Raw genomic sequence first — 26,831 nt, 5'->3', positions numbered from 1 at the left:
CTCCCCCTCAGCGCACGTAGAACGGCGCCATGGAGAGCGTGACCGCCTCCGGGAGCACCGCCAGCTCCAGCCCCTTGACCAGCCGGGCGCGCAGCGCGGGGTCCGCCGCCACGGCCGCGGCCACGCGCCGGGCCTCGCCGCCCGGGTCGTCGCCGGCCATCGCCAGCGCCAGGGTGCCGTCGGAGCCGTCGCCGGGGCCGAGGTAGGCCCGTACCACCGCGGGGGACGTCTTCAGCACCGCGCGCAGGGCGTCGGTGACCGCCGGGTCGGCCAGCGGGTCGACGGAGGCGCGGCCGTCGGCGGCGGCCAGCAGCGCCGGGCCCGTGAGGGCGTACGGCACGGGGCCGGCCACGTCGAGGGCCAGGGTGTCGGCCTGCTCCGAGACCGTGGCCCGGACGGCCTGCTTCAGCGACACCGCGACCGGGCGGGCGGCGGGGTCCCAGCGGGTGAGGGCGTCGGTCGAGGTGAACGCCGGCAGGGCGCGCCGGCCGTCGGGGGTGTTGAGCGTGGGGACCGCCATGTCGCTGGTCTTCTCGCGCTTGTGCCCGTCGGGGCCGGTCTCCACCTCCCCCAGCACCGCCACGACCGGGACGAGCAGCCGGGTGCCGGCGAGCGCCGCCAGCACCCCGGAGTCGGTGGCCGGTGTGCGGTCCGCCGCCCAGGCGGCCAGCGCCGCGGCGAGCGCGGGGTCGGCGGAGCCGTCGTCGTCGGCGAATTCGTGGATCGGGATGTTCTTCGGACCGGTGTCAGGGTGTTTCTGAGGCGCCACCCGACGAGGGTAGCGGGGCCGGACCGGGCGGCGGGGCGTCAGGGGCGTCCTGCGGCCGGCGCCGCCACAGCAGCCACGCCGCCCCCAGCAGCGCCACCCCCGCGAGGCCCTCGCCGGTCTCCTGGAGCCCGAGCCCCCCGCCGCCGGCCGTGGCCGCCGAGTCGGGCCCGCCGCCGAAGTACCGGTCCGGCGCCTTCGCGGCCACCGGGGCCTGCGGCCGCGGCTTCGTCCGCACCGCCTGCCGTACCGCCGCCCCGGCGTCCACCACGCCGGCGCCCAGGGAGTCGCTGCGCCCGCCGGGCGGGGTGCGCCGGGCGGTGTCCGTCAGGAGCTGCCTGATCTGGCGGGGGCTGAGGTCGGGGTTGGCCGAGCGGATCAGGGCGGCGACGCCGGAGACGAAGGCGGACGCGGCGCTGGTGCCCCAGCCCTCGTAGTAGTTGCGGTCGGGGTCGGCGATCACCACGTCCACCCCGGGCGCCGCGACTCCCGCGTACCAGCGGCGGGTGGAGAAGTCGGCCCGCTCCCCGTTCCGGTCGACGGCGGTCACCGCGATGACGCCGGGGTAGGCGGCGGGGTAGGAGATCCGGTCCCCCTTGGCGCCGCTGTTGCCGGCGGAGGCGACGACGACGATGCCCTTGGCCAGCGCGTACTGGACGGCGGCGTCCTCGCCGGGCTCCGGGTGGGCGGTGCGGCTGTCGTCGCCCAGGGAGAGGTTGATGACGTCCGCCCCGTGGTCGGCGGCCCAGCGGATGCCGTCGGCGAGCGCCCCGCCCTTCTTGGCCCGGGCCTGCTTCCGCTTGGGGTCGCTGTCCTCGAGGATCACCCGTACCGGCAGGATCCGGGCCGCCGGCGCCACCCCGCGCACCCCGTCGCCGCCGCCGGGGCCGTGTCCGTGGGCGGCGATGATGCCGGCCATGGCGGTGCCGTGGCGGGCCCAGGAGTCGTCGCCCTTCCCGGCGCCGAAGCCCACGAGGTCCTTGCCCGGCAGGACCTGCCCGGTGAGGTCCGGGTGGCTGCCGTCGACGCCCGTGTCGAGCACGGCGACGGTGATCCCCCGGCCCTGGCTGATGCCCCACGCCTGGGGCGCGCGTATGCCGTCGATGCCCCATTCCAGGTCCCGTACGGCGTCGGCGTGCGCGCTCGTGCCGGACAGGACGAGGGCGGCGGTCGCCGCGAGGACGGCGAGCCGGCGCCTCACCGGTCCTCCCCGGGGGCGGTGGCGGTGATCCGGGCCCGCAGCGCCGCCTCGACGCCGTCGGCCACGCCCTGCGCCTCGTCCCCGAGCCCGGACTGGGCGGCGGCGGAGGTCTGCTTGTCCAGCATGGCCTCGGCCGCGGGCTGCGGCCGGCCGATCTCGCGGCCGTCGGCGAAGCCGGAGACGGCGTACACCACGACGGGCGCGTCGGGCAGCAGGCCGATGGCCCAGCTGGCGCGCTGGTGGTCGCCGAACCGGGCGGCCGGGGTGTCCTTCCCCGCGACGGGCCGCGGGAGCGTACGGGCCCGGCTGTCCACGCCCTCGTGCTCGAAGCGGGCGGCGGCCCGGCTCCACGGCGCGGGCTCGGCCCGGGCGAAGAGGAGGCCGACGGTGATCACGTCGGTGCCGGTCGCGTCGGTGTACGTGGCGCGCAGCAGCCGTTCGCAGCCCACGGGGGCGAGCTCCTTCGCCAGCGCCGGGTCGAAGGCGCCGGCGCAGCCGCTGTCGGGGGCGAGGACGATCCGCGTCCAGGTGCGGTCGGCGCCGCCGGGTCCGGCGCCGTCGCCGCGCAGGGTGGGCGGGAGGAGGGCGTCGACGGGCTCGCTGTGCCACATCTCGCGTACGCGGTCGAACGCGGCGACGTCCGCGGGGACGTCGGGGCCGTGGCCGGCCCAGGTGCCGACGGCGGCGACGGTCAGCGCGGCGAGGCCCAGCAGCAGACAGACGACGGCCGTCGTGGAGCGCCGTCCGCCGGGCGCGCGGGGCGGCCGTACGGGGGCCGGGTACCCGGGCGCTCCGGGGCCCTGTGCGGACACCCGGCCGGCGTCAGTGCTCACCGGCGGTCCCTCCCCTGTGGCGTATCGATGACCTGCGAACAACCGGCGAACCGAGGACGGCACACTCTACTCACGTCGGCGCCGCGCTGTCCCCGCCGTCCGCGGCGATCCGGCCGCGATCTCCGCCCCCGTTCCTCTACCCACGGGTAGGCGGAGTCTGGCAGTCTTCGCGCCATGGCTGCTCCCCTCGCCGAGTCGCGTGCCCAGCGGGCCCGCTACGACCGTGCCACCGCCCGTTTCGACGCCCCGTTCGCCGTCGTGGACCTCGACGCGTTCGACGCCAACGCCGACGATCTGGTCCGCCGCGCGCAGGGCAAACCGATCCGGGTCGCCAGCAAGTCCGTGCGCTGCCGGGCGCTGCTGGAGCGGGTGCTGGACCGGCCGGGGTTCGCGGGGATCATGAGCTTCACGCTGGCGGAGTCGCTGTGGCTGGCCGGCGAGGGTTTCGACGACGTGCTGCTGGCGTATCCGTCGGCCGACCGGGCGGGCTTCGCGCGGCTGGCGGCGGACCCGAAGCTGGCCGGGTCGGTCACGGTGATGGCCGACTCCCCGGACCAGCTGGAGCTGATCGACGCCGCGCGGGCGGGCGGGCGGGAGGAGATCCGGGTCTGCGTCGAGCTGGACACCTCGCTGCGGATGCTCGGCGGCCGGGTGCGGATCGGCGCCCGCCGCTCGCCGCACGCGACGCCGGCGGCGCTGGCGGAGCTGGCCCGCTCGGTGGTGCGCCGGCCCGGGTTCCGGCTGACGGGGATCATGGCGTACGAGGGTCACATCGCCGGCGTGGGCGACGCGCTCGCCGGGCGGCCGGGGCGGTCGGCGTCGATCCGGCTGATGCAGGCGGCGGCGAAGCGGGAGCTGGCGGCGCGGCGGGCGGAGGCGGTACGGGCCGTGCGGGCGGTGGCGCCGGAGCTGGAGTTCGTCAACGGCGGCGGTACGGGCAGCGTGCAGCACACGGCGGCGGAGGACGCCGTCACGGAGATCGCGGCGGGGTCGGGGCTGTACCAGCCGCGGCTGTTCGACAACTACACGTCCTTCGGCGGCCGTCCGGCGGCGCTCTTCGCCCAGCCGGTGGTCCGCCGCCCCGGCCCCGGCGCGGTCACCGTGCTGGGCGGCGGCTACCCGGCGTCCGGCGCGCCCGGCACCGACCGGCTGCCCGTGCCGTGGCTGCCGACGGGACTGCGCTACGACGCCCAGGAGGGCGCCGGCGAGGTGCAGACCCCGCTGCTGGGCGCGGCGGCGGACAGCCTGGAGGTGGGTGACCGGGTGTGGTTCCGGCACGCGAAGGCGGGCGAGCTGTGCGAGCGGTTCGACGCCCTGCATCTGATCCGGGGCGACGAGGTGACCGCAACGGTGCCGACGTACCGGGGCGAGGGGAAGACGTTTCTGTAGGGATGCCCCTTACAGCGGTGTCACGTAGGCCCCCGCGATCCCCCCGTCGACCAGGAACTCCGCGGCGTTGACGAAGGACGAGTCGTCGCTGGCCAGGAAGGCGACGGCGGCCGCGATCTCCTCCGCCTCCGCGAACCGGCCGAGCGGGATGTGCACGAGCCGGCGCGCCGCCCGCTCCGGGTCCTTCGCGAACAGCTCCCGCAGCAGCGGGGTGTTCACCGGCCCGGGGCACAGGGCGTTGACGCGGATGCCCTCGCGGGCGAACTGCACGCCCAGTTCGCGGGACATCGCCAGCACGCCGCCCTTGGACGCGGTGTAGCTGATCTGCGAGGTGGCGGCGCCCATCACGGCGACGAAGGAGGCGGTGTTGACGATGGAGCCCCGGCCCTGGCGCCGCATGTAGGGGATGGCGGCCCGGCAGCACAGGTAGACGGAGGTCAGGTTGACGTCCTGGACGCGGCGCCAGGCGTCGAGGCCGGTGGTGAGGATGGAGTCGTCCTCCGGCGGGGAGATGCCGGCGTTGTTGAAGGCGACGTCCACCGAGCCGTACGTCTCGTGCGCGGCGGCGAAGAGGGCCTCGACCTGGTCCGGTTCGGTGACGTCGGTCCGTACGAACAGACCCCCCGTCTCGTCGGCGGCGGCCTTCCCCGCCCGTTCGTCGATGTCGGCGCACACCACGTGCGCGCCCTCGGAGGCGAGCCTGCGGGCGGTGGCCAGACCGATGCCGCTGCCGGCTCCGGTGACGACGGCGGTACGGCCGGGCAGGCGGCGGCAGACGGGCTGTTCCTGGGACACGGGCGCTCCTTCAGTGCTCGGTGCTGATGAAGACGTTCTTCGTCTCGGTGAAGGCGGCGAGCGCGTCCGGTCCCAGTTCGCGGCCCAGACCGGACTGTTTGAAGCCGCCGAAGGGTGTCCAGTAACGGACGCTGCTGTGCGAGTTGACGGAGAGATTTCCGGCGGCGACCGCGCGGGACATCCGCAGGGCGCGGGCGCTGTCGCGGGTCCACAGGGAGCCGGCCAGGCCGTACGGGGTCGCGTTCGCCAGCCGTACGGCGTCGTCCTCGTCGTCGAAGGGCAGGACGACGGCGACCGGGCCGAAGATCTCCTCGGTGGCGCGGCGGTCGTCGGGCGGGACGCCGGTGAGGACCGTCGCCGGGTACCAGAAGCCGTCGCCCGTCGGGGCCTTGCCGCGGATGGCGGCGGGGGTGTCCTCGGGCACGTAGCCGCGGACCCGTTCGCGGTGGGCGGCGGAGATCAGCGGGCCCATCATCGTGGCCTCGTCGGCGGGGTCGCCGGTGGTGAAGGCGTGCACGGCGGGTTCGAGGAGCTCCAGGAACCGGTCGTACACCGGGCGCTGGACGAGGATACGGGTGCGGGCGCAGCAGTCCTGGCCGGTGTTGTCGAGGAAGGCGCCGGGGGCGGTGGCGGCGGCGCGTTCGAGGTCGGCGTCGGCGAAGACGATGTTGGGGCTCTTGCCGCCGAGTTCCAGCGTCACCCTCTTCACGGAGGCGGCGCAGGTGGCCATGATCTGCTTCCCGACGGCGGTGGAGCCGGTGAAGACGACCTTCGCCACGCCGGGGTGTTCGACGAGGGCGGCGCCGGTGACCGGGCCGGCGCCGGGCAGCACCTGGAAGAGGCCCTCAGGCAGTCCGGCGGCCAGCCCCAGCTCCGCCAGCCGCAGGGCGGTGAGCGGGGTGGTCTCGGCGGGCTTGAGGAGGACGGCGTTGCCCGCGGCGAGCGCCGGGGCGGTGCCCCAGGCGGCGATCGGCATCGGGAAGTTCCACGGGGCGATGACGGCGACGACGCCGAGGGGCTCGGCGAAGGTGAGGTTCACGCCGCCGGGGACGGGGATCTGCCGGCCGGTGAGGCGTTCGGCGCCGCCGGCCGCGTACTCCAGCAGGTCGCGGACGTTGCCGGCCTCCCAGCGGGCGTTGGTGACGGGGTGGCCGGCCTCCCGTACCTCCAGCCGGGCGAGTTCCTCGCGGTGCCCGTCGACGGCGTCGGCGAAGCGGCGCAGCAGCCGGGCGCGGTCGGCGGGGGCGAGGTCCGCCCAGCCGCGCTGCGCCCGCGCGGCCCGGTGGACGGCGGCGTCCACGGCGTCGGGCGGGGTGCCGGGAACGGTCTCGAATCGCTCGCCGGTCGCCGGATCGGTGACGTGCAGCTCGTGCGGCACAGGACTCCCTACATGCGTTCGAAGGAGCGGTAGCGCTCCCAGTCCGTGACGGCGGTGTCGTACGCCTCCTGCTCCACCGTCGCCATGTTCAGGTAGTGCTTGACGACGTCCTCCCCGAACGCGCTCCGGGCGAGCGCGCTGCCGTGCCACAGCTCCGCGGCCTCGCGCAGCGTCGCGGGCACCCGGACGGCGTCGCCCGCGTAGGCGTTGCCGGTCTCCGGCGGGGGGAGCTCGAGCTTGTGCTCCACGCCGTGCAGTCCGGCCGCGATCATCCCGGCGACCGCCAGATACGGGTTGACGTCGCCGCCGGGGAGCCGGTTCTCCAGCCGCAGCGAGCGGCCGTGGCCGACGACGCGCAGGGCGCAGGTGCGGTTGTCGCGTCCCCAGGCGACGGCGGTGGGGGCGAAGGAGCCGGGGCGGAAGCGTTTGTACGAGTTGATGTTCGGGGCGTACAGGAGGGTGAGTTCGCGCAGGGCCGCGAGCTGTCCGGCGAGGAAGTGGCGCATCACGGCGGACATGCCGTCCTCGGCGGTGTCGTCCGCGAAGACGGGGGTGCCCCGTTCGTCGCGGACGGACAGATGGATGTGGCAGGAGTTGCCCTCGCGTTCGTCGTACTTCGCCATGAAGGTGACGGCCCGGCCCTCCTGGGCGGCGATCTCCTTGGCGCCGGTCTTGTAGACGGCGTGGTTGTCGCAGGTGGTGAGGGCGTCGGTGTAGCGGAAGGCGATCTCGTGCTGGCCGAGGTTGCATTCGCCCTTCGCCGACTCGACGGTCATGCCGGCGGCGCCCATCTCGTTGCGGATGCGGCGCAGCAGGGGCTCGACGCGGCCGGTGCCCAGGACGGAGTAGTCGACGTTGTAGCGGTTGGCGGGGGTGAGGCCCCGGTAGCCGTTCCCCCAGGCCTGCTCGTAGGTGTCCTCGAAGACCATGAACTCCAGCTCGGTGCCGGTCTGCGCGCTCCAGCCGCGCTCCGCCAGCCGGGCCAGCTGGGCTTTCAGTAACTGGCGCGGGGAGGGGCGGACGGGTGAGCCGTCGTGCCAGGCGAGATCGGCGGTGACCATGGCCGTCCCGGGGTGCCAGGGGATCTGGCGCAGGGTCGCCGGGTCGGCGTGCATCGCGAAGTCGCCGTAGCCCTGGTCCCAGGAGGACATCGCGTAGCCGTCGACGGTGTTCATGTCGGCGTCGACGGCCAGGAGGTAGTTGCACCCCTCCGTGCCGTGCTCGGACACCTCGTCGAGGAAGAAGCGGGCGGCGAACCGTTTGCCCTGCAGCCGGCCCTGCATGTCGGTGAAGGCGAGGACGACGGTGTCGATCTCCCCGGCGTCGACGAGCGCGCGCAGTCCGTCGGCCGTGAGCGAGGGGGTGCGGTCTGCCACGTCTGGGACCTCCTGTCGGCGGAGCCCTTACGCTAGCGGCCATGGTCACCCCCGTCATCGGCATCAGCACCTACCGTGAGACATCCGCCCGTTGGGGTGTATGGGACCTGCCGGCGGTGCTGCTGCCGGCGGGGTACGTCGATCTGGTACGGGCGGCGGGCGCCCGCGCGATGCTGCTCCCGCCGGACGCGGCCGGGGCGGCGCCGGAGGTGCTGGCGCGGGTGGACGGGGTGGTGATCGCGGGCGGCCCGGACGTCGACCCGTCGTGCTACGGCGCGAAGCGTGCCCCCGAGACGGGCCCGCCGGCGGTGGAACGGGACGCGTGGGAGCTGGCGCTGATCCGCGCGGCGACGGCGGCGGACCTGCCGCTGCTGGGGATCTGCCGGGGGATGCAGCTGATGAACGTGGCCCGCGGCGGCACGCTGACCCAGCATCTGGAGGGCCACCGGGGGACGCCGGGGGTGTTCGGCACCCATGTGGTGAAGCCGGTCCCGGGCACGGTGCTGGGCGGCGTCCTGGACGGGGCGGTGTCCGTGCCGGCGTTCCACCACCAGGCGGTGGCGGAGCTGGGCGCCGGACTGGTCCCGTCGGCCCATGCGGAGGACGGGACGGTGGAGGCGGTCGAGCTGCCGGACGCGCGCTTCGCGGTGGGGGTGCAGTGGCATCCGGAGATGGGCGACGACGTGCGGGTGCTGTCGGCCCTGGTCGCGGCGGCCCGACGGTGACCTCGTCTAGAGCGCGTCCTTCAGCGCCGCCCGGCACAGGTGGTCCGCGCGGCGGGTCGTCTCCGGCTGGCGGAAGCCGTTCGACGTGAGGGCCAGGGTGTGGGCGCAGGCGTGGTCCAGGCTGATCCGGTGGCCCACCGACACGTACACCGGCCTGACGCCCGCGCGGGTGCGCAGGGCGCGGCCCACGGTTTCCGCGCCGTCCAGGAGGGGGGCCGTGTCGCCGCGGGCGGGGCCCGGGTCCGGGTGGCCGTACACGAAGGGGGTCTTGGCCACGCCGAAGCACGGCAGCCCCGTCAGCACGCCCAGATGCACGGCGAGGCCGGCGCGGCGCGGGTGAGCCAGGCCGTAACCGTCGCAGACGACGAGATCGGGGGCGGCGGACAGGCCGGCGAGGGCGTCCAGCACCGGCGGGAGCTCGCGGAAGGCGAGCAGGCCGGGGACGTACGGGAAGCGGGCGCGGCCGGTGGCGGTGGCCTGCTCCACGACGTCGAGGGTGGCGGCGTCCAGGACGACGACGGCCGCCGCGAGCCGGTCGCTGTGCTCGTCGTACGCGACGTCCACCCCGGCGATCAGCCGGGCCGCGCCGGGCGCGGGACCGGGGTCGGTCAGATCCGCCGCGCGGGCGATCCGCTCCTGCACGGCCAGTGCCCCGGCCTCGGTCTCCGGCCAGTCGTCGGTCATCCCCGCCCCCCTTTGGATCACTGCGGACCGTATCAGCCGGGGACGCACGTACGGTGCCGGGACGGATCCCGGCACCGTACGCCCCCGTTCGTCCTCCTCCCGGTCGGCATGCCTCGGGAGGAGGACGCGGCCGGCCGCGGACCGCCGCCGCGGTCCCCGGGCCGGCCCGCTACCGGGCCGCGGTCTCCCACGGCCAGGCCGCCGTGCGGCCGCGGTCGCCGACCAGCGAGATCATCGTGAACAGCTTGTCGCTGAACCCGCCGATCTCGAACCGCTGGTGACGCGTCGCGTCGATCGACGCGGCCGCGTACCCGGTGGTGTTGACGCCGAACACCGGCACATCCGCCGGGACGGCCTCCGACACCGAGATCTGCCCGTGCGAGCTCCACGCCTGGAACGCCTGCATGTCGGAGATGATCACGACCCGCTCGTGCGCGTCCTTGTCGAACGTGTCGAGCAGCGTGCGCGCCGTCTCCGTACCGTGGCCGACCTCACCGATCCGCTCGCAGAACCTGTCGATCTCACGCAGCACCGACCCGCCGGTGGTGATGTCGTGCAGGAACCAGCCGTTGGCGTACCCGACCAGGTCCACGTCGCACCCGCGGTACGCCAGCGCCACCCCGAACAGCGCCGCCACGTCCACGTGCCGCACCCGCGAGCGCGCGGAGACGGTGCCGGTCATCGACGCCGAGGTGTCGACGAGCACCAGCGTCCGCCCCGGCAGCGCCGGGATGTTGGCGGTGGCCGCCGTCAGCGCCTTGTCCAGCGCGTGACCCCAGCGCAGCGAGGGCGCGGCGCGGTACGCCGACAGGTAGCGGTACGGGAACTGCCGCGACCGCGCCACCTCGGCGGGGTCCGAGATCCGCGCGAGGACCTGGTCGGTCACCTCGTCCGGCACCCCGGCCTCGTCGAAGTTGCGCAGGTTGCGGATCAGCGCCATGGTGCCCATCGACGGCAGCACGGCCCCCCACGCCGTGGCGTCCATCGGCCCCTGCAGCCAGCCGGCGAGCGCCTCCCACGTCACCCCGGCCGCCCGCAGAGTCTGTGCCGCGTCCGGCCGCTCGACGACGGCGCGCCGCTCCTCGACGGGCAGCGCCATCAGCTCGGCCCGCGCCCGTACGGTACGCAGCCCCTGCGGCACCGTGTCGCGCTGGTGCCGGCGGTCGATGGCGTACTTGAACAGCTCCCCCTGCCACGGCTTCGCGGCGTCGGGCGCCGGGTGCGTGAGCTCCAGTACATCGGCGAACCGGAAGTCCCGGGCCGTGCCGGCGTCGTACTTCAGCAGCGACCGCTCGTTGTACAGCCGGCGGGCGGCGTCCCCCACCCCGCGCTTGACGGGCTTGGGCAGCGTACGGCCGTAGGTGGCCGTCCAGTACGCCAGGAACTCGCCCGGCTCGTCGGCGCGCAGGCACACCGCGTCGACCAGCCGCCGGTTCACGCCGTGCAGACCGGCCTCCAGCCGGGCGCGTACGCCCTCGGCGGCGGCGACGAGCGCGGCGGACCGCATGTTCGCCTCGCCGCGCAGCCAGCGCACGAACGCGGCCAGCCACTCGCCGTCCTCGACGGCGACGGTACGCACCAGGTCCCGGAAGCGGTTGTCACGGTCGGCGGCCTTCTCGTAGAAGGTGTCCTCGCCCACCATGTTCACCACGGCGAGCAGCACGAGGTCGGACTTGGCGTCGCGGGTGTAGGCGGCGCCGCCCTCGAAGGTGACGGTGTCCGGAGCGCGGCCGACGGCGGCCTTCCGGTTGAACTTGGACATGCTTCCCCCCGAGAAGTGTCAATGGGAGGGGAGGCCTCGTCCGGCATCGGGCGCCCGAGGTCGAAGGCGGCGACGGTACGGAGCCGTATCCGGCTCGGTGTTGCAGACCGAAGTAGCCGTCACCTGCGCACCGGGCGCTCCGGTGCCGAAGTACAGCCTCCCGAGATCAAGGTCGGCGGCGGTTCGAGTGAGCCCGCGCAACGCGTGCCCGGCTTCACTTTCGGGAATCGAACCCAAATCCACCAGAAGTAACCGCTGCCTTCGCACCGGGAGGTGCGTTCATGGGTACGACAGTACGAGCAACCACCCCGCGCCCGCACCCGATTAACCGGGCCCCGTGACCCGCCCGTCACTCACTCGGAACGCAGCGGCGACGCCGGCACCCGGACGCTCATCGCGGCGCCCACGAGCAGAATCGTTCCGCCGAACAGCTGGAGCGTGCTGAGCCCCACACCGAGCGCCACCCAGGCGGTCAGCACGCCCACCACGGGCTCCGCCATGCTGATGATCGAGGCCCGGGTCGCGCCCAGCGTCGCCGAACCGGCGAAGAACAGGGCGATCGGCATGGCGGTCGACAGGATCGCGATGGCCGCGATCACCGCCCAGCCGGCCGGCTCGAAGTCCATGGCGAACCGCCCGGTGGGCACCGCCACCAGAGCCAGCGACACGGCCGCGAACACCACCACCCACTGCGTGAGCTGCCGCGGCGGCACGGCCGGCGAGATCCGGGTGCCGACGACGACGTACACCGCGTAGACGACCGAACAGGCCAGCGCGTACAGCACACCCGGCCCGGCGAAGGAGCCGGGCGGCCCGACGGTCAGCCCCAGACCGATCAGCGCGACGGCGAGGGAGGGGATGATCCGGGTCGCCGTCCGGTCGTGCCGCAGCGTCGCGGAGAGCACCAGGACGAACACCGGGTACAGATAGTGGATCAGGACGGCCAGCCCCGGCGAGATGTGCTCCAGCGCCAGCAGATAGAGCACCGACTGCACGGCGAAGAGGAACCCGAGCAGCGCCAGCGCGGCGAACTGCCGCCCGGTCGGCCGCGGCAGGGGATCCCCCTGGGTGAGCAGCGGCAGCACCAGCGCGGTCAGGATGAACCGCAGCGTCAGCAGGGTCAGTACGCCGAGTCCGGAGTCGGCCCCCCAGATCGCGAGCAGCGGCAGCAGGCCGAAGCCGGCGGCCGACAGGCTGACGAGGGTCACCCCCCGGACGACAGAGCTTGGTTCCGTTACCCCGTACAGCGCCCAACCTCCTTGGCTGAATAGGCTGTTGCCCCGATGATCTCCAGTGCCTACGGTCATATCCGCCTGGGGCAAGATCTGTCCAGGGAACGCGGGGGATAAACGGTGCGTATTTGTACGGTAGTCACATTCTCACTGCCGCTGGACTTTTCGCTGGGCGGGCTGATCGAGCAGCGGGAGACCGTACTCGCCCCGCTCAGAGCGTGTTTCCCCGGCCTCGTGGAGCAGGGGCCGGACGGCCGTGACGAGATCACGGGGGACGGGGAAATCATCCTCGACTACCCGGAGCCCAAGCACGCGGCGCGGATAGAGAACGAACTCCTGGACGGAACCGTACGAATTCCCCTGCCGGAACTCGGCGACGAGTTCGACGCCCGGGTGTACATCAGCAGCCTCTCCATCGGCTTCGTCATCTTCGACCTGGCGCACTGCCGGGACGACATCGACCTCGACCTCGAGGCCGCGGACGGCGGCAACGGTCTGCGCGCCCTGGAGGCGCCCTACCGGCAGGCCGTGGGAGCGCGGATCCGGCAGTGGTGCGAGGAGATGAAGCGCCGGCTCGGCCCGCTCGACTGCGTCCAGCTGCGCCCGGAGGACCTCGGCGTGCTGCCCTCCGGCAAGATGCTGTGGTGGCACCGGATCCTGGTCGACCCCGGCCCGAACGTGCCGATGAGCGTGGCGGCCGGCGTGCCCTGCGAGCTGGGCGAGACCACGTGCTCGGTGGGGTATCTCTTCTCCAGCGTCACGAACGCCACCGAGCCGGCCCTGCGGCATCTGGTGAACGGGCTGATCCTGGCCTCCCAGAACTGGCTGATCATCGACGACGCCACCCGGCTCGCCGCGAACAAGCTGATGACGGCGGACACCGACGGCCCGTACACCCAGCAGGAGATCGACCGGCAGTACGACGAGATCCTGGACCTCACCGGGCACGCGACGTTCCGCAGCGTGGTGTTCGGGGAGAGCGCCCGCTATGTCTCCAACACGGAGTACAAGGTCAAGGAGGCCATCGAGCAGGCGTGGGGCATCGCCGAGGAGGGCCGCACCCTGGGCGACCGGATGGCGGCGCTGCGCGAGATGTTCAACCTGCGGCGGGAGCGGGTCGCCAACCGGCGGGACGAGACGCGCAACCGGGTGATCGTCGCGCTCACCTCGCTCACGGTCTTCCAGTGCATCTTCATCTGGTACGACTTCTACACCGGCACGGACACCACCGCGGGCGACGACCCGCGTCCGCTGATCTCGTTCACCACGCTGGCCGGGACGATCATCGGCTTCCTGGTCCTGCCCTTCCTGCCCACCCTCTGGCACCGGCTGAAGCGACGGCTGCGCGCCTCGCCGCCGGACGGGCCCGGCCCGATGCCGCCCGTGGTGCCCATCGCGCCGCCGCGGACGCCGCAGCCGGAACCGGCGCCGGTCGCCGAGGGGTAGATCGTGTGCACCGGAGGGAGCAAACGCTTTCTTCCGGGGCGTCGCAGGTCAGAGGTTTGCGAAAAAACGGACGCCGCTCAGGCTCTTGACGTGAACACTCCTAGCTCCTACCTTTCGCGACGTTGACCGTATGTCATATACGAGACGCGATACACGAGATCTGAGGCGCCGCAGCAAGGCCGTATTCTCCGCGTTGCTCCCACGCAAAGGCCGCCGCGAGCTGGCACTCGCGACGGCCGGCGCCCGGACCCCGTCTGCAGACCATGCCTGATCCGCGCAGACCACAAGGAGAGCCGTTCATGCGCAGTCCCAGCTTATGTCATGCCCCTGGTAAGAACAGGGGGTCGTCGCCGCGTACCCGCCGCCGCGGTTCCGTCGGTCTGGCGATCACCCTCGCCACGGCGCTCGCCGGAGCCCTCGTGGTGCTCCTGGGCGTCCCCTCCGCCAACGCCGCCGTCGGTGCGGGCACGTACACCGTCGCCAACGGCGCCAGCGGACTCTGTCTCACGCTGCCCGGCTCCGGCACCGGCGTACAGCTCCAGCAGGCCGCCTGCAACGGCGCCACCACCCAGAAATGGACGCTGACCGCCGCCGGCGGCGGGTTCACCGTCCGCTCCGTGAGCAGCGGGCTGTGCGTCGGCGTCCGCGACGCCTCCACCAGCGCCGGCAAGGTCATCGAGCAGCAGACCTGCAACGGCTCGGCCACCCAGACCTGGACGCCGACCGCGAGCGGCAGCAACTACCGCCTGGTCAACGGCAACGGCGGCAAGTGCATGAACACCAAGGACAACTCCACCGCCGCCGGCGCCCTCGTCCAGACGAACTCCTGCGACAGCGTCGCCACCAAGCAGTGGACCCTCACCGGCTCCGACGGCACGCCGCCCACCGGCGACCCCGACCCCACCGAGCCCGACCCGGATCCCACGGACCCCGACCCCGGCACCCCGCCCGTCCCGGACACCAGCCTCGCCGGCTGGGCCACCCAGGGCGGCGGCACCACCGGCGGCTCCGGCGGCCCGACCGTGACGGTCACCTCGCTGGCGGCGCTCACCGACGCGGTCGCCCAGGACGGCCGGCTGACGGTCCGGGTGAACGGCAACTTCAGCTGCTCCGTGGGCGTGCGGGTCTCGTCCGACAAGACGGTGATCGGCGTCGGCTCCTCGTCCGGGCTGAACGGCTGCGGTCTGGGCATGAAGGACGTCGACAACGTCGTCGTGCGCAACATGAAGATCTCGAACGTCCGGGCCGGCAACGGCAACGGCGACGCGATCCACATCGACGGCGCGACCCATCTGTGGCTGGACCACAACGATCTCTCCAGCGATCTGAGCCACGACCTCGACTACTACGACGGTCTGCTCGACATGACCCACGGGGCGGACTACATCACCGTGTCGTGGAACGTGCTGCACGACCACTACAAGTGCTCGCTCGTCGGCCACAGCGACTCCAACGCGTCGGAGGACCGGGGCCATCTGCGGGTGACGTACCACCACAACAAGTTCAGCAACTGCTACCAGCGCAACCCGCGGGTGCGGTTCGCGAACCCGGTGCACGTCTACAACAACTACTACACGATGGGCGGCGGCCCGGAGGACTACAGCTACGGCGTCGCCACCACCATGGGCGCGGGCGTGCTCGTCGAGGGGAACTACTTCGAGAACATCGCCGAGCCCACCCATCTGTCCGAGGGCGACTCCGACGGCGGGAGCCTGGTGGCCCGTAACAACACCCTGGTCAACTCGGGACCCGTCCTGACGAGCGGCAGCGTGGGGTCAATCCCCTACGCGTTCACCGCCGAGTCGTCGGGCACGGTGAAGGCCTCCGTGAACGCGGGCGCCGGCACGGGGAAGATCAGCGGCTGACGGCGCGGGCCGGGCGGCTTCACCGTCGTCCGGCCCGCTGTCACAGCCGTAGGGCATCATGCGGGGTGTGACCCGACGCCTGATGCTCCTCGACACCGCGAGTCTGTACTTCCGCGCCTACTTCGGCGTGCCGGAGTCGGTCAGGGCCCCGGACGGCACTCCGGTGAACGCCGTCCGGGGTCTGCTCGACTTCATCGCCCGGCTGGTCCAGGACCACGGCCCGGACGACCTGGTGGCCTGTATGGACGCGGACTGGCGCCCGCAGTGGCGGGTGGACCTCATCCCGTCGTACAAGGCGCACCGGGTGCTCGAGGAGCACCCGGGGGACACCGAGCCGGACGTGGAGGAGGTGCCCGACACCCTGTCGCCCCAGGTCCCGGTGATCGAGGAGGTGCTGGACGCCCTGGGCATCGCCCGCGTCGGCGTGGCGCCGTACGAGGCGGACGACGTGATCGGGACGCTGACCGGACACGCGAAGGGCCCGGTGGACATCGTCACGGGCGACCGCGACCTCTTCCAGCTCATCGACGACGCCCGCGGCGTCCGGGTGATCTATCCGGTGCGGGGCGTGGGCAATGCCACGCTGATGGACGAGGCGGCGCTGCGCGAGAAGTACGGCGTGGACGGCCCCGGGTACGTGGATCTGGCGCTGCTGCGCGGCGACCCCAGCGACGGCCTCCCGGGCGTCCCCGGCATCGGCGAGAAGACCGCGGCGAAGCTCATCGCCGCGTACGGCGACCTGGCCGGGATCATGGCCGCGGTGGACGATCCGGCGTCGGGCCTGTCGCCGTCGCAGCGCAGGAAGCTCGACGCGTCGCGGCCGTACGTCGCGGTGGCGCCCACCGTGGTCCGGGTGGCCGGGGACGTACCGCTGCCGGCGTTCGATCCGGCGCTGCCGGCCGCGCCCGCGCAGCCGGAGCGGCTGCTGGAGCTGTCGGAGCGGTGGGGGCTGCGCAGTTCGCTGAACCGGGTCCTCGAGGTCCTGCGGGCCCGGGCCTGACACCGCACCCGGGGGGATTCCATGACATCCGCGATCAGTCTCACGAAGGTCGAGTCCAGCGCTCCGTCGCTGGTCAGCCTCTACAAGAAGGCCGGGCACAGCCTGTCGAAGCGCAAGCTGGCCGGTGAGCGGGCGGCGGTCTATCTGGTGCTGGACCGCTCCGGCTCGATGCGCCCGTTCTACCGGGACGGCACGGTGCAGCATCTCGCCGAGCAGGTGCTGGGGCTGGCCGCCCATCTCGACGACGACGGCCGGGTCCCGGTCGTCTTCTTCTCCACCGACGTCGACGGCACGGGCGAGGTGAGCCTGGACGGCTACACCGGCCGGATCCAGGAGATGCACGACGCGCTCGGGCACATGGGGCGGACGAACTACCACTGGGGCATGGACGCGGTCCTGGACCTGCATCTGGCGCGGGCGCCGCGCTCCCCCGCCCTGGTGATCTTCCAGACGGACGGCGGGCCGAGCAACAAGGGCGCCGCCGAGAAGTTTCTCTGCAAGGCCGCGCATCTGCCGCTGTTCTGGCAGTTCATCGGCTTCGGCGATCCGGCGGACAACGAGTTCCGGTTCCTGCACAAGCTCGACGACCTCGCCGTGCCCAAGCGCCGCCCGGTGGACAACGCCGGCTTCTTCGGTGCCGGGAAGGACCCGCGCAAGGTGTCCGACGCCCGGATGTACGACAAGCTGCTGGCCGAGTTCCCGCAGTGGCTGGCGGACGCCCGCCGGGCCGGGATCGTGGCGCCCCGGGAGTGAGCGGGGCGCCGCCCGGACGGATCCGGACGGCGCCTCCCCCCTTCGGTTCCTACGGGTTGAGGTTGATCCTGAACGTGGACGTGGTGTTCCTGACGTCCACCGCGTTGCCGTTCAGCCGCAGGTTGTAGAACGTCGCCTCGCCCACCGCCGGGCCCTGCCCCGGCTCGGGCAGCTCGTTCGCCCAGACGCCGAAGCCGGACTTGGCGTCGTACGCGTCACCGGACTTGCGCGCCCCGGTGATCGTGACGTCCCGCAGGATCGTGTCCTTGACCGGGTTCACCGGCTGGCCGCCGATGTACTGGGTCTGGAACATGACCCCGCTGTACGTCGGGTCGACGATGTCCACGTCGGTGATCCGGATCCCCTGGAACACCTTCGAGGCGGAGAACAGCCAGATCCCGGGGAACGTCTGCGCGCCCCAGAAGTGGCCGCCGCACCGGACGATCGAGATGTTCTCGAAGTTCGTCGGTGTCGTCCCGAAGCCGTTCATCGGATAGCCGAAGTCCAGGGAGCTGATGGTGATCCCGGAGTAGACCAGCGTGTCCGCGATATGGATGTTGCGGAAGGTGTTGTCGAAGCCGCCGTAGACGGCCAGCCCCGCCGCCCGCCAGGTCAGCGTGGTGGTGAGGTTCTCGTAGAGGTTGTTCTTCTCGTCGGCGCCTCCCGCGTCGATGGCGGAGAACAGCGCGAAGCTGTCGTCGCCGGTGGCCCGTGCGTCGTTGTTGTGGACGTGGTTGTCGGTGGAGCCGTTGGTCATGTTGACGCCGTCGGCGAACATGTTGCGGATCCGGGAGTTCTTGATGTCCATCCGGTCGGTGTTGGCGCCCCAGTACAGGCACACCATGTGCTCGGTCCAGATGTCGTCGATGGTGATGTCGGCGAGGTTGGAGAAGTCGAAGACCTTGCCGGGGCCGTCGATCCGCGAGGTGTAGTTGCCGAAGTAGGCGAAGTTCGCGAACGACGAGCCGGCCGCGCTGTTCTCGGCCCGGAAGCCGATGTCGGTGTTGGTCTGCGACGTCGGCGCGTGGAAGCGGGTGAACCACGGCCCGGCCCCGGTGACCTTGACGGCCTTGCCGTACACCTGGAACTTGCTCGACGTCTCGTAGTTCCCGGCGGGCAGATAGACACCGATCAGCGTTCCGGTGGTGTCCATCCGCACCCGGTCGAGGGCGTTCTGCACGTCCTGCTGCGCGAACCCGGCGGGCACGGCGTAGCGCGCGGGGTCGGGGTTGGGCAGCGCGGTGGCCTGCTCGAGGTCGACGAAGTCGACGGCGTACGTGGTGTCGTTCGCCGCGTCCTTCTGCAGCCGGATCCTGCTGCCGGCCGGCACGGTCCGGTCGAGGAGCATGTTCGCCTCGTCGTAGATGTGCCGCGCCGGTCCGGAGCCGGGGTCGTTGCCGGGTCCGGCCTCGGCCCCGTACAGCCAGGCGTACTTCGAGGTGACGGACAGGGCCTTGTGGAAGACGCCGTCGACGTAGACGTTCAGGGTGGAGTTGCGGCCGCCGCCGCCCGCGGCGTCCGGGATCGAGATCCGGGCGACCAGGGTGTTCGTCTGGGCCTTGGTGGTGAACTCCACGTACTGGCCGGCGCCGTTGAGGGTCACGGCCTTGCGGCCGGACGCCTCGCCGGCGAGGTCGCCGACGGTCCGGTTGGGGCCGATGACCTGGGCGCCGCCGCCGGTGACGCCGTCCTCCGCCTCGTAGGTGTCGTACGGCATGCTGGCGCCGCGGCCGACGAAGAGGGGGAGCTCGCTGGTGTTGTTGGCGCGTTTGACGGCGAGTTCGTTGGCGTCGGGGTCGAGGACGGTGCGGACCGTGTACTTGCCGTTGGCCGCCGTCCAGGTGCCGAGGGTGACGGGATCCGTGGTGGCGCCGGCCGCGATGGTCCCGCTGTAGCTGCCGGTGAGGGTACGGATCGCGTTGCCGGAGGCGTCGCGGACGGTGAGCGTGATGCCGTGGGCGCCGCTCGCGGAGGCCACGGTGCCCTGGTTGCGGATCGCCACCCGGAAGGTGATCGTGTCCCCGGCCGCGGCGGCCGTCGGCGACCAGCTCACCGGGGCGGCGACCAGGTCGGAGCTGTCGACGGGCCGGACGACCAGCGGGGTGGTACCGGTGTACGTGTTGTTGCCCTCGTTCTGTTCGATCACCTTGTTCGTCTCGTCGACCTCGGCGCCCGGCAGATAGCTGCCGGCCTCCCGGGTGCCGATCGAGCCGGTGACGGTGGCCGACGCGCCGGCCGCGAGCGCGCCGACGGAGGCCGTGCCGGCCTTGGTGCCACCGAGCCTGAACGTGACGTCGGTCGCGGCGGAGGCGGCGGTGCCGGTGTTGCGGACCGTGGCGCTCAGGGTGATCGCGTCCGTCTCGACCGGGGAGGCGGGTGTGGCGGTGATCCCGGTGACCTGGAGGTCGGGGTTGGGCGCCGGGGTGCCCAGGACCTGGAGTTCGGCGACCTGGCCGGCGGGGGCGCCGGTGTTGGCGGTGAACTTCAGCTGGACGTCGGCGACGCGGGCGCCGACCGGGATGCTGACCTGGTTGCCGCTGCCGGGCGCGAAGGCGTAGTCACGGCTCGCGACCAGGCTGGTGAAGCCGCTCGCGCCCTGCTCGCGGCCGAGCACCTGGAAGGTCTGGGTGCGCGGGCCCCAGGCGCTGTCCGGGTTGAGCCTGACCACGACGGAGCCGACGTCGGCGTTGGCGCCGAGCTTCACGGTGAGGGTGTTCGGGTACGCGCCGCCGGCGCCCTCCCAGTAGGTGCTGGTGGAGTCGTCGTTGGCGTTGGCGGCGACGAAGGTGTGCACGGTGGAGGAGGCCTCGATGGGCTTGCCCACCGCGAGGTTGGCGCCGCTGCCGGTGCCGGTACGGGTCACGGTGTTGCTGGTCGCGGACTCGTTGCCGGCGGCGTCCATGGCGCGGACGTAGTACGTGACGGTGGCGCTCGCCGGCTGGGTGTCCGTGTACGTCAGGACGTTCCCGGCGACGCTGGTACGCAGCTCACCGTTGGCGTACACGTCGTAGCCGGTGACGCCGGTGTTGTCGGTCGACGCCTGCCACGTCAGCCGGATCTGCCCGGCGGCCGGCTCGGTGAACGCCAGCCCGGCGGGGGCCGTCGGCGCCTGGGTGTCGCCGGTGGAGCCCTGGCGGGTGACGGTGTTGCTGTTGCCGGACTGGTTCCCGGCGGCGTCCTTGGCGCGGACGTAGTACGTGACGGTGGCGCTCGCCGGCTGGGTGTCCGTGTACGTCAGGACGTTCCCGGCGACGCTGGTACGCAGCTCACCGTTGGCGTAGACGTCGTAGCCGGTGACGCCGGTGTTGTCGGTCGACGCCTGCCACGTCAGCCGGATCTGCCCGCCCGCCGGCTCCGTGAACGCCAGCCCGGCGGGAGCCGTCGGCGCCTGGGTGTCGCCGGTGTCCGGGCCGTAGATCTCCACCTCGGACAGCTGGGCGGCGGGCCAGCCGGTGTTGGCGGTGACCCACACCCGTACGTACCGGGTGGTCGTCGAGTCGAAGGTGATCGACACCGTCTGGTCGTTGGCGGCGTTGAACACCTGGCCCTGGGACGCCGTGAGATCCGAGAAGTTCGAACCGTCGGCGCTGCCCTGGAGCTTCAGCGTCTGGGTACGGGACTCCCAGCCGGCCGGCAGCTTCAGCACCACCCGGTTGACGGCGACGGACGCGCCGAGGTCGGCGCGGATCCACTGCGGGAAGGCGTTGTTGGCGCTCTCCCAGTACGTGGCCCGGTTGCCGTCGTTGGCGTTGGCCGGGACGTACGTCTGGGACTGACCGCTCGCGGTGAGGGTCTTGCCCAGCGCCAGATTGCCCGACGCGGAGCTCACGCCGTGCACCTCGAGCTCGGACAGCTGGGCGGCGGCCCAGCCGGTGTTGGCGGTGATCTGGATCCGTACGAACCGCGTCTGCGCGGCGGCGAAGCCGACGGTCACGGTGTTGGCGGAGCCGGGGGCGAAGGAGCGGGAGGCGGCGGCGGACAGGGTGGTGAAGCTGGTGCCGTCCGCGCTGCCCTGGACGGCGACGGTCTGGCTGCGGGCCTCCCAGGAGGCGGGGAGCTTCAGCACGACCTCGTCGATCCGGGTCGCCGCGCCGAGGTCGGTCTGCACCCACTGGGGGAAGGTGCCGTCCGCACCCTGCCAGTACGTGCCCTGGTTGCCGTCGGTGATGTTGCCCGCGCCGTATTCGGCGTGGGAGCTGCTCGCCGTGGCCGGGCGGCCGGCGGCGAGGTTGGGTCCGCCGGCCGCCGACGCGGAGTGCGCCGGCAGGCCGTATCCGAGGAGAACGGCGGCGAGGGCGGCGACAAGCGTCCGCCATCGCCCGCGTGATGGTCTCATGTGGGGGTCCCTACGGCTCGTAATGGATCAGCACACGCGAGTTCTTGCGTTCAACTGTTGGAATATTGCAGCAAGTTGTCGGCAAGTCCACAGGCGTGACAGCATGAACCCGGTAAGCCGAGGCCAGCGCCCCGAAGAAGTCGATTTTGACGCGCACTTGACATATTCGAGAGGTGTTGCCAGCATGCAACACGCTTGCCAGAAGCTGTAATTCAGTCTTCATGAGTACGCAATAACTCCGCAGAGCGCGATCCCTGACCCACCCCCACCCTGTCAGGAGGAAGCTCCATGCTCCCGCGTCCGCGCGTCTTGCGCGCGCTGCTCCCCACCCTGGCGCTGCTCGCCACCGCGGCCCTGACGGCCGGCCCGCCGCAGGCCGCCGCCGCCCAGCCGCCCCAGGCGCCCGCGGCCATCCCGCCCGGCGACTACCAGCAGGTCCAGCTCGCCCTCGGCGCCGCCGAGCTCGGTGAGCCGATGTCCCTCACGGTGTTACCGGACCGCTCGGTCCTGCACACCGCCCGCGACGGAACGGTGCGCTACACCGACCCGGCCGGCAACACCAGGACGGCGGGCCGGCTCGACGTCTACACCCACGACGAGGAGGGACTCCAGGGCGTCGCCGCGGACCCCGGCTTCGCCGGCAACCGCCACGTCTGGCTCTACTACTCCCCACGGCTCGGTACCCCGGCGGGCGACGCGCCCGTCACCGGGAGCGCCGCCGACTTCGAGGCGTGGAAGGGCCATCTGAACCTGTCCCGCTTCACCCTGCGGACCGACGGCACCCTGGACCCCGCCAGCGAGAAGGTCGTCCTCGAGGTGCCGAACGACCGCGGCCAGTGCTGCCACGTCGGCGGCGACATCGACTTCGACGCGTCCGGCAACCTCTATCTGACCACCGGCGACGACACCAACCCGTTCGACTCCGCCGGGTACGCCCCGCTGGACGAACGCACCGGCCGCAACCCCCAGTTCGACGCCCAGCGCTCGGCCGGCAACACCAACGACCTGCGCGGCAAGCTGCTCCGCATCAAGCCCACCGCGGACGGCGGCTACACCGTCCCGGCCGGCAACCTCTTCGCCCCCGGCACGGCGAACACCCGCCCGGAGATCTACGCGATGGGCTTCCGCAACCCGTTCCGGATGTCCGTCGACAAGCCGACCGGCACGGTCTACCTCGGCGACTACGGGCCGGACGCCGGCACCACCGACCCGAACCGCGGCCCGAGCGGGCAGGTGGAGTTCGACCGGATCACCGGCCCCGGCAACTACGGCTGGCCGTACTGCACCGGCACCAACACCACCACCGAGACCTACAACGAGTACACCTTCCCCAGCGGCCCCTCCGGCGCCAAGTACGACTGCGCGGGCGGCCCCACCAACAACTCCTTCCGCAACACGGGCCGGCCGGTGCTGCCGGCCGCCAGGGCCGCGTGGATCCGCTACGCCGGTGACGCGGGCTCACCGCCGGAGTTCGGCGGCGGCTCCGAGTCACCGATGGGCGGCGAGGTGTACCGCTACGACGCCGCCTCCACCTCGGCGGTCAAGTTCCCCCAGTCGCTCGACGGGCGCTACTTCGCCACCGAGTTCGGCCGCCGGTGGATCAAGGCGATCGAGGTCAGGTCCGACGGCTCACCCGGGGTCATCGAGGACTTCCCGTGGACCGGCACCCAGGTCATCGACTCCGACTTCGGCCCGGACGGCGCCCTGTACGTGCTGGACTACGGCACCGGCGGCGGGAATCAGGCCCTGTGGCGGATCGAGTATCTGGCCGGCGCCAACCGCAGCCCGATCGCGAAGGCGGCGGCCGACCGGACCTCCGGCCCCACCCCGCTGACCGTGCGGTTCTCCTCTGCGGGCAGCTCCGACCCCGAGGGCGGCACCCTGCGCTACTCGTGGGACTTCGGTGACGGCACCACCTCCACGGACGCCAACCCGTCGCACACGTACACCACCGCCGGCACCTTCCGGCCGACGCTCACGGTGCGCGACCCGCAGGGGCTGACCGGCACCGCGAGCCTGGTGGTGACCGCGGGCAACTCCGCCCCGACGGTCACCCTCACCACCCCGCGCGACGGTGAGCTGTTCGCCTTCGGCGACTCCGTGCCGTACACCATCACCGTCTCCGATCCGGAGGACGGCGCGGTGGACTGCTCGCAGGTGCGCCTGACCTATCTGCTGGGCCACGACAGCCACGAGCACCAGATCACCGGCACCACAGGCTGCTCCGGCACGCTCACCGTGCCCGCCGACGGCGAGCACGACTCGGCCGCGAACATCTACGGCGTGCTCGACGCCTCGTACTCCGACCGCGGCGGCCTGACCGGCCACGACCGCGGCGTCCTGCAGCCGCGGCACCGGCAGGCGGAGCACTTCACCGCCCAGTCCGGCATCCAGCTCGCCTCGCACACCCCCGCCGAGGGCGGGCAGACGGTGGGCTTCACGGACGACGGCGACTGGATCTCCTTCAGCCCGTACGCGCTCTCCGGCGCCTCCCGGATCACCGCCCGGGTGTCGTCCGGCGGCGCGGGCGGGACGATCGAGGTACGGGCGGGGTCGGCGACCGGCACGCTGCTGGGCACCATGACGGTGCCGGTGACGGGCGGCTGGGACACGTTCACCGACGTGTCGGCCGCGCTCGGCGGGGCGCCCGCCGGGACCGGTGCGCTGTATCTGGTCTTCCGGGGGCCCTCCGGCCAGGGCAATCTGTTCGACGTCGACGCCTTCACGTTCACCTCCGGCGCCGCGCAGACCGTGGAGGGCGAGGCGTACACCTCGGGCTCCGGCGTGCAGGCCGCCGGGCACGCGCCGGCGAGCGGCGGGCAGACGCTCGGGTTCATCGACAACGGGGACTGGGCGGCGTACTCCGGGGTGACCACGGCGGGCGCGACCCGGTTCGCCGCCCGGGTCTCCTCCGCCGGCGCGGGCGGCACCATCCAGATCCGCTCCGGCTCCCCCACCGGGACCCTGCTCGGCTCGGTGGCGGTGCCCGTCACCGGGGGCTGGGAGACGTTCACCACCGTGAGCACGGCGGTGAGCTCCGGCACCGGCCCCCTGTATCTGACGTTCACGGGCGGCGCGGGCGCGCTGTTCGACGTGGACACCCTGACCGTCTCCCGCTGATTGGAGCCCGCGATGCATCCCCTCCTGCGCCGCGCGACGGCATCCGTCGCGCTCGCCCTGGCGGCCGGGGCGCTGCCCCCGAGCGCGTTCGCCGCCGATCCGGCGTACGACGTGCTGGTCTTCTCCCGTACGGCCGGCTTCCGGCACGACTCCATCCCGGCCGGCACGGACGCCGTCCGGGCGCTGGGGACGGCGAACAACTTCACCGTCACGGCCACCGAGGACCCGGGGGCCTTCACCCCGGGCAACCTCGCCCGGTACGAGGCGGTGGTGTTCCTCAACACCACCGGCGACGTCCTCGACGACGCCCAGCAGTCCGCCCTCCAGGCGCACGTCGACGGCGGACACGGCTTCGTCGGCGTGCACGCGGCGGCGGACACCGAATACGGCTGGGGGTACTACGGCACCCTGGTCGGCGCCCGGTTCGCCAGCCATCCGGCGATCCAGCAGGCCCGGGTCGTCACCGAGGACCGCACCCATCCCGCCACCGCGCAGCTGGGCCCGGACTGGACCCGGACCGACGAGTGGTACAACTACCAGTCCAATCCGCGCCCGTCGGTCCGCGTGCTGCAGAGCCTGGACGAGGCCAGCTACAGCGGCGGCTCGATGAGCGGCGACCACCCCATCACCTGGTGCCACGCACAGGGCACCGGCCGGTCGTTCTACACCGGACTCGGGCACACCGCCGAGTCGTACACCGACCCCGCGTTCCGCTCGCTGCTGCTCGGCGGCATCCGGTACGCGGCCGGGGTCGCCCCCGCCGACTGCTCACCGGGCGGCGGCGGGGACACCACGCGGACCGTGGAGGGCGAGGCGTACACCTCGGGCTCCGGCGTGCAGGCCGCCGGGCACGGGCCGGCGAGCGGCGGGCAGACCCTCGGGTACATCGACAACGGGGACTGGGCGGCGTACTCCGGGGTGACCACGGCGGGCGCGACCCGGTTCGCCGCCCGGGTCTCCTCCGCCGGCGCCGGCGGCACCATCCAGATCCGCTCCGGGTCGCAGACGGGGCCGGTCCTCGGCTCCGTGACGGTGCCGGTCACCGGGAACTGGGAGACGTTCACCACCGTGAGCACGGCGGTGAACGCCGGCAGCGGGCCGCTGTACCTGACCTTCTCCGGCGGCTCGGGCGCCCTCTTCGACGTCGACACGCTCACCGTGACGTACGGGCAGACGCAGACCGCCCTCGACCAGAACGTCCACCTGTTCTACTACCCCTGGTACGGCACCCCGGCCGGCTCGGGCAGCTGGCGGCACTGGCAGCAGGGCGGCCACAACCCGCCCGACGACATCGGCGCCAACCTCTACCCCAGCCTCGGCGCGTACGACTCGGGCGACTACCAGGGCGCCGTGGCACGGCACATGGAGTGGGTGCGGCGCTCCGGCGCGGGCGTGATCGTCTACAGCTGGTGGGGACGCGGCGGTTACGAGGACTCCCTGGTCCGCGGGGTGCTGGACGCGGCCGCCCGGCAGGGCGTCAAGGTGGCCTGGCACCTGGAGCCCTACGCGGGCCGCACCGCCGCCTCGACCGTCGCCGACATCGAGTACCTCAACAGCGCCTACGGCGGCCATCCGGCGTTCTACCGCGACGCCCGGCACGGCAACCGGGGCGCGTACTACGTCTTCGAGTCCCTGCGGATCACCGACTGGGCGGCGCTGGACCAGGTGACGGACGACTCGATCGTCCTCGCCCAGACCACCGACACCTCGAGGATCGCCCACTTCTCGGGGATGTACACGTACGACGGCATCGCGGGCGCCACCGCGCCCGGCTGGAAGAACGCCGGGGACTACGCCCGCGCCCACGGCCTGATCTGGGCACCCTCGGTGGCACCCGGCTATCTCGACGACCGGGCCGTGCCGGGCAACACCACGCCGACCGTCGGGCGCGACAACGGCGCGGCGTACGACCGGCAGTGGAACAACGCCCTGGACCCGGCGATCGGCGGATCACCCACCTGGGTGTCGGTCACCTCGTTCAACGAATGGCACGAGGGGAGCTCCATCGAGCCGGCCGACAGCACCCCGCCCGGCGGGTACGGCTACCAGACGTACGAGGGCGCCTACGGCCGCGGCGGCACGGACGCCGAGACGGCGTATCTCGACCGGACCGCCTACTGGGCCGGGAGGTTCGAACCGTAAAACTGACCGGGTGATCGATGCCCCCCTC

The 26,831-nt window shown here is 72.6% G+C and carries 19 protein-coding genes; 8 read left to right on the top strand and 11 right to left on the bottom strand.

What is annotated here, in order from left to right:
• Positions 1-7: 7 nt before the first annotated feature.
• The 3 genes from SRB5_RS21010 to SRB5_RS21000 are packed head-to-tail and all read right to left on the bottom strand — an operon-like array spanning position 8 to position 2,800.
• Complete coding sequence (locus SRB5_RS21010; protein WP_323378229.1) at positions 8-769, bottom strand: SseB family protein; 762 nt, start codon at positions 767-769, stop codon at positions 8-10.
• Positions 747-1,967, bottom strand: a complete 1,221-nt coding sequence (gene mycP, locus SRB5_RS21005; protein WP_323378228.1) for a type VII secretion-associated serine protease mycosin — start codon at positions 1,965-1,967, stop codon at positions 747-749. The genes SRB5_RS21010 and mycP overlap by 23 nt, the downstream gene beginning before the upstream one ends.
• Entirely contained in the window at positions 1,964-2,800 is an 837-nt protein-coding gene (locus SRB5_RS21000; protein WP_323378227.1) for a hypothetical protein, read from the bottom strand. Before SRB5_RS21000 ends, mycP begins: the two co-directional genes overlap by 4 nt.
• 174 nt (positions 2,801-2,974) lie before the next feature.
• Between SRB5_RS21000 and SRB5_RS20995 the strand changes: the two genes are divergently transcribed.
• Complete coding sequence (locus SRB5_RS20995) at positions 2,975-4,189, top strand: amino acid deaminase/aldolase (RefSeq protein WP_153454283.1); 1,215 nt, start codon at positions 2,975-2,977, stop codon at positions 4,187-4,189.
• A gap of 9 nt (positions 4,190-4,198) precedes the next feature.
• On the opposite strand, the gene SRB5_RS20990 is transcribed toward SRB5_RS20995, so the two are convergent.
• From SRB5_RS20990 to SRB5_RS20980, 3 genes are read right to left on the bottom strand one after another with little or no spacing between them, the layout of a single operon-like run.
• Positions 4,199-4,984 (bottom strand): 3-oxoacyl-ACP reductase, encoded by a 786-nt coding sequence (locus SRB5_RS20990; protein ID WP_323378226.1) that lies wholly within the window; start codon positions 4,982-4,984, stop codon positions 4,199-4,201.
• 10 nt (positions 4,985-4,994) lie between these two features.
• The gene (locus SRB5_RS20985) at positions 4,995-6,362 is read right to left on the bottom strand and encodes an aldehyde dehydrogenase family protein (protein ID WP_323378225.1); all 1,368 of its coding nucleotides are present in this window, start codon (positions 6,360-6,362) and stop codon (positions 4,995-4,997) included.
• Positions 6,363-6,370: 8 nt separating this feature from the next.
• Positions 6,371-7,738 (bottom strand): glutamine synthetase family protein, encoded by a 1,368-nt coding sequence (locus tag SRB5_RS20980; RefSeq protein ID WP_323378224.1) that lies wholly within the window; start codon positions 7,736-7,738, stop codon positions 6,371-6,373.
• Between the two features lie 41 nt (positions 7,739-7,779).
• Here SRB5_RS20980 and SRB5_RS20975 point away from each other — a divergent pair, with 41 nt between their 5' ends.
• Complete coding sequence (locus tag SRB5_RS20975) at positions 7,780-8,463, top strand: gamma-glutamyl-gamma-aminobutyrate hydrolase family protein (protein ID WP_153454281.1); 684 nt, start codon at positions 7,780-7,782, stop codon at positions 8,461-8,463.
• A 6-nt stretch (positions 8,464-8,469) separates the two neighbouring features.
• Here SRB5_RS20975 and SRB5_RS20970 read toward each other — a convergent pair whose 3' ends face one another.
• The 3 genes from SRB5_RS20970 to SRB5_RS20960 form a co-directional block, all read right to left on the bottom strand.
• Positions 8,470-9,147 (bottom strand): endonuclease V, encoded by a 678-nt coding sequence (locus tag SRB5_RS20970; RefSeq protein ID WP_153454279.1) that lies wholly within the window; start codon positions 9,145-9,147, stop codon positions 8,470-8,472.
• Between the two features lie 169 nt (positions 9,148-9,316).
• The gene (locus SRB5_RS20965) at positions 9,317-10,909 is read right to left on the bottom strand and encodes a TROVE domain-containing protein (RefSeq protein WP_153454277.1); all 1,593 of its coding nucleotides are present in this window, start codon (positions 10,907-10,909) and stop codon (positions 9,317-9,319) included.
• Between the two features lie 353 nt (positions 10,910-11,262).
• A complete protein-coding gene (locus SRB5_RS20960) occupies positions 11,263-12,117 on the bottom strand; it encodes an EamA family transporter (protein ID WP_194292977.1) in 855 nt (284 codons plus the stop codon).
• A gap of 144 nt (positions 12,118-12,261) precedes the next feature.
• Between SRB5_RS20960 and SRB5_RS20955 the strand changes: the two genes are divergently transcribed.
• The 4 genes from SRB5_RS20955 to SRB5_RS20940 all read left to right on the top strand — a co-directional run bounded on the left by SRB5_RS20955 (position 12,262) and on the right by SRB5_RS20940 (position 17,205).
• Positions 12,262-13,587 (top strand): hypothetical protein, encoded by a 1,326-nt coding sequence (locus SRB5_RS20955; protein ID WP_153454273.1) that lies wholly within the window; start codon positions 12,262-12,264, stop codon positions 13,585-13,587.
• A gap of 299 nt (positions 13,588-13,886) precedes the next feature.
• Positions 13,887-15,452 carry a pectate lyase family protein gene (locus SRB5_RS36610; RefSeq protein WP_153454271.1) on the top strand — a complete coding sequence of 522 codons (1,566 nt, stop codon included), beginning with the start codon at positions 13,887-13,889 and terminating at the stop codon, positions 15,450-15,452.
• Positions 15,453-15,534: 82 nt separating this feature from the next.
• A complete protein-coding gene (locus SRB5_RS20945; protein WP_153454374.1) occupies positions 15,535-16,452 on the top strand; it encodes a 5'-3' exonuclease in 918 nt (305 codons plus the stop codon).
• Between the two features lie 21 nt (positions 16,453-16,473).
• Positions 16,474-17,205: a VWA domain-containing protein gene (locus SRB5_RS20940; RefSeq protein WP_153454269.1), complete on the top strand. Its 732-nt coding sequence runs from the start codon at positions 16,474-16,476 to the stop codon at positions 17,203-17,205.
• 49 nt (positions 17,206-17,254) lie between these two features.
• On the opposite strand, the gene SRB5_RS20935 is transcribed toward SRB5_RS20940, so the two are convergent.
• Together SRB5_RS20935 and SRB5_RS20930 are read right to left on the bottom strand one after the other, a co-directional pair.
• Positions 17,255-21,541, bottom strand: coding sequence for a discoidin domain-containing protein (locus tag SRB5_RS20935; RefSeq protein WP_153454267.1), 4,287 nt, complete (start codon positions 21,539-21,541; stop codon positions 17,255-17,257).
• Between the two features lie 10 nt (positions 21,542-21,551).
• The gene (locus tag SRB5_RS20930; RefSeq protein WP_153454265.1) at positions 21,552-21,764 is read right to left on the bottom strand and encodes a hypothetical protein; all 213 of its coding nucleotides are present in this window, start codon (positions 21,762-21,764) and stop codon (positions 21,552-21,554) included.
• Between the two features lie 65 nt (positions 21,765-21,829).
• Here SRB5_RS20930 and SRB5_RS20925 point away from each other — a divergent pair, with 65 nt between their 5' ends.
• Positions 21,830-24,661, top strand: coding sequence for a carbohydrate-binding protein (locus SRB5_RS20925; protein WP_153454263.1), 2,832 nt, complete (start codon positions 21,830-21,832; stop codon positions 24,659-24,661).
• Positions 24,662-24,673: 12 nt separating this feature from the next.
• On the top strand, positions 24,674-26,803 hold the full coding sequence (locus SRB5_RS20920) for a ThuA domain-containing protein (RefSeq protein ID WP_153454261.1): 2,130 nt from the start codon (positions 24,674-24,676) through the stop codon (positions 26,801-26,803).
• Positions 26,804-26,831: the final 28 nt, after the last annotated feature.

Source organism: Streptomyces smaragdinus (assembly GCF_009604385.1).
In the GTDB taxonomy this organism is placed as follows: Bacteria; Actinomycetota; Actinomycetes; order Streptomycetales; family Streptomycetaceae; genus Streptomyces; species Streptomyces smaragdinus.
The sequence above is the reverse complement of the archived record's forward strand: the minus strand, read 5'-3'. Positions and strand labels throughout refer to the sequence as shown.

What these genes read in the sequence shown, in the direction of transcription:
- SRB5_RS20970 (WP_153454279.1), bottom strand. Translation starts at nt 9,147, where the DNA reads ATGACCGACGACTGGCCGGAGACCGAGGCCGGGGCACTGGCCGTGCAG.
- SRB5_RS20995 (WP_153454283.1), top strand. Translation starts at nt 2,975, where the DNA reads ATGGCTGCTCCCCTCGCCGAGTCGCGTGCCCAGCGGGCCCGCTACGAC.
- SRB5_RS20930 (WP_153454265.1), bottom strand. Translation starts at nt 21,764, where the DNA reads ATGAAGACTGAATTACAGCTTCTGGCAAGCGTGTTGCATGCTGGCAAC.
- SRB5_RS20935 (WP_153454267.1), bottom strand. Translation starts at nt 21,541, where the DNA reads ATGAGACCATCACGCGGGCGATGGCGGACGCTTGTCGCCGCCCTCGCC.
- SRB5_RS20975 (WP_153454281.1), top strand. Translation starts at nt 7,780, where the DNA reads ATGGTCACCCCCGTCATCGGCATCAGCACCTACCGTGAGACATCCGCC.
- SRB5_RS20940 (WP_153454269.1), top strand. Translation starts at nt 16,474, where the DNA reads ATGACATCCGCGATCAGTCTCACGAAGGTCGAGTCCAGCGCTCCGTCG.
- SRB5_RS20925 (WP_153454263.1), top strand. Translation starts at nt 21,830, where the DNA reads ATGCTCCCGCGTCCGCGCGTCTTGCGCGCGCTGCTCCCCACCCTGGCG.
- SRB5_RS36610 (WP_153454271.1), top strand. Translation starts at nt 13,887, where the DNA reads ATGCGCAGTCCCAGCTTATGTCATGCCCCTGGTAAGAACAGGGGGTCG.
- SRB5_RS20965 (WP_153454277.1), bottom strand. Translation starts at nt 10,909, where the DNA reads ATGTCCAAGTTCAACCGGAAGGCCGCCGTCGGCCGCGCTCCGGACACC.
- SRB5_RS20920 (WP_153454261.1), top strand. Translation starts at nt 24,674, where the DNA reads ATGCATCCCCTCCTGCGCCGCGCGACGGCATCCGTCGCGCTCGCCCTG.
- SRB5_RS20945 (WP_153454374.1), top strand. Translation starts at nt 15,535, where the DNA reads ATGCTCCTCGACACCGCGAGTCTGTACTTCCGCGCCTACTTCGGCGTG.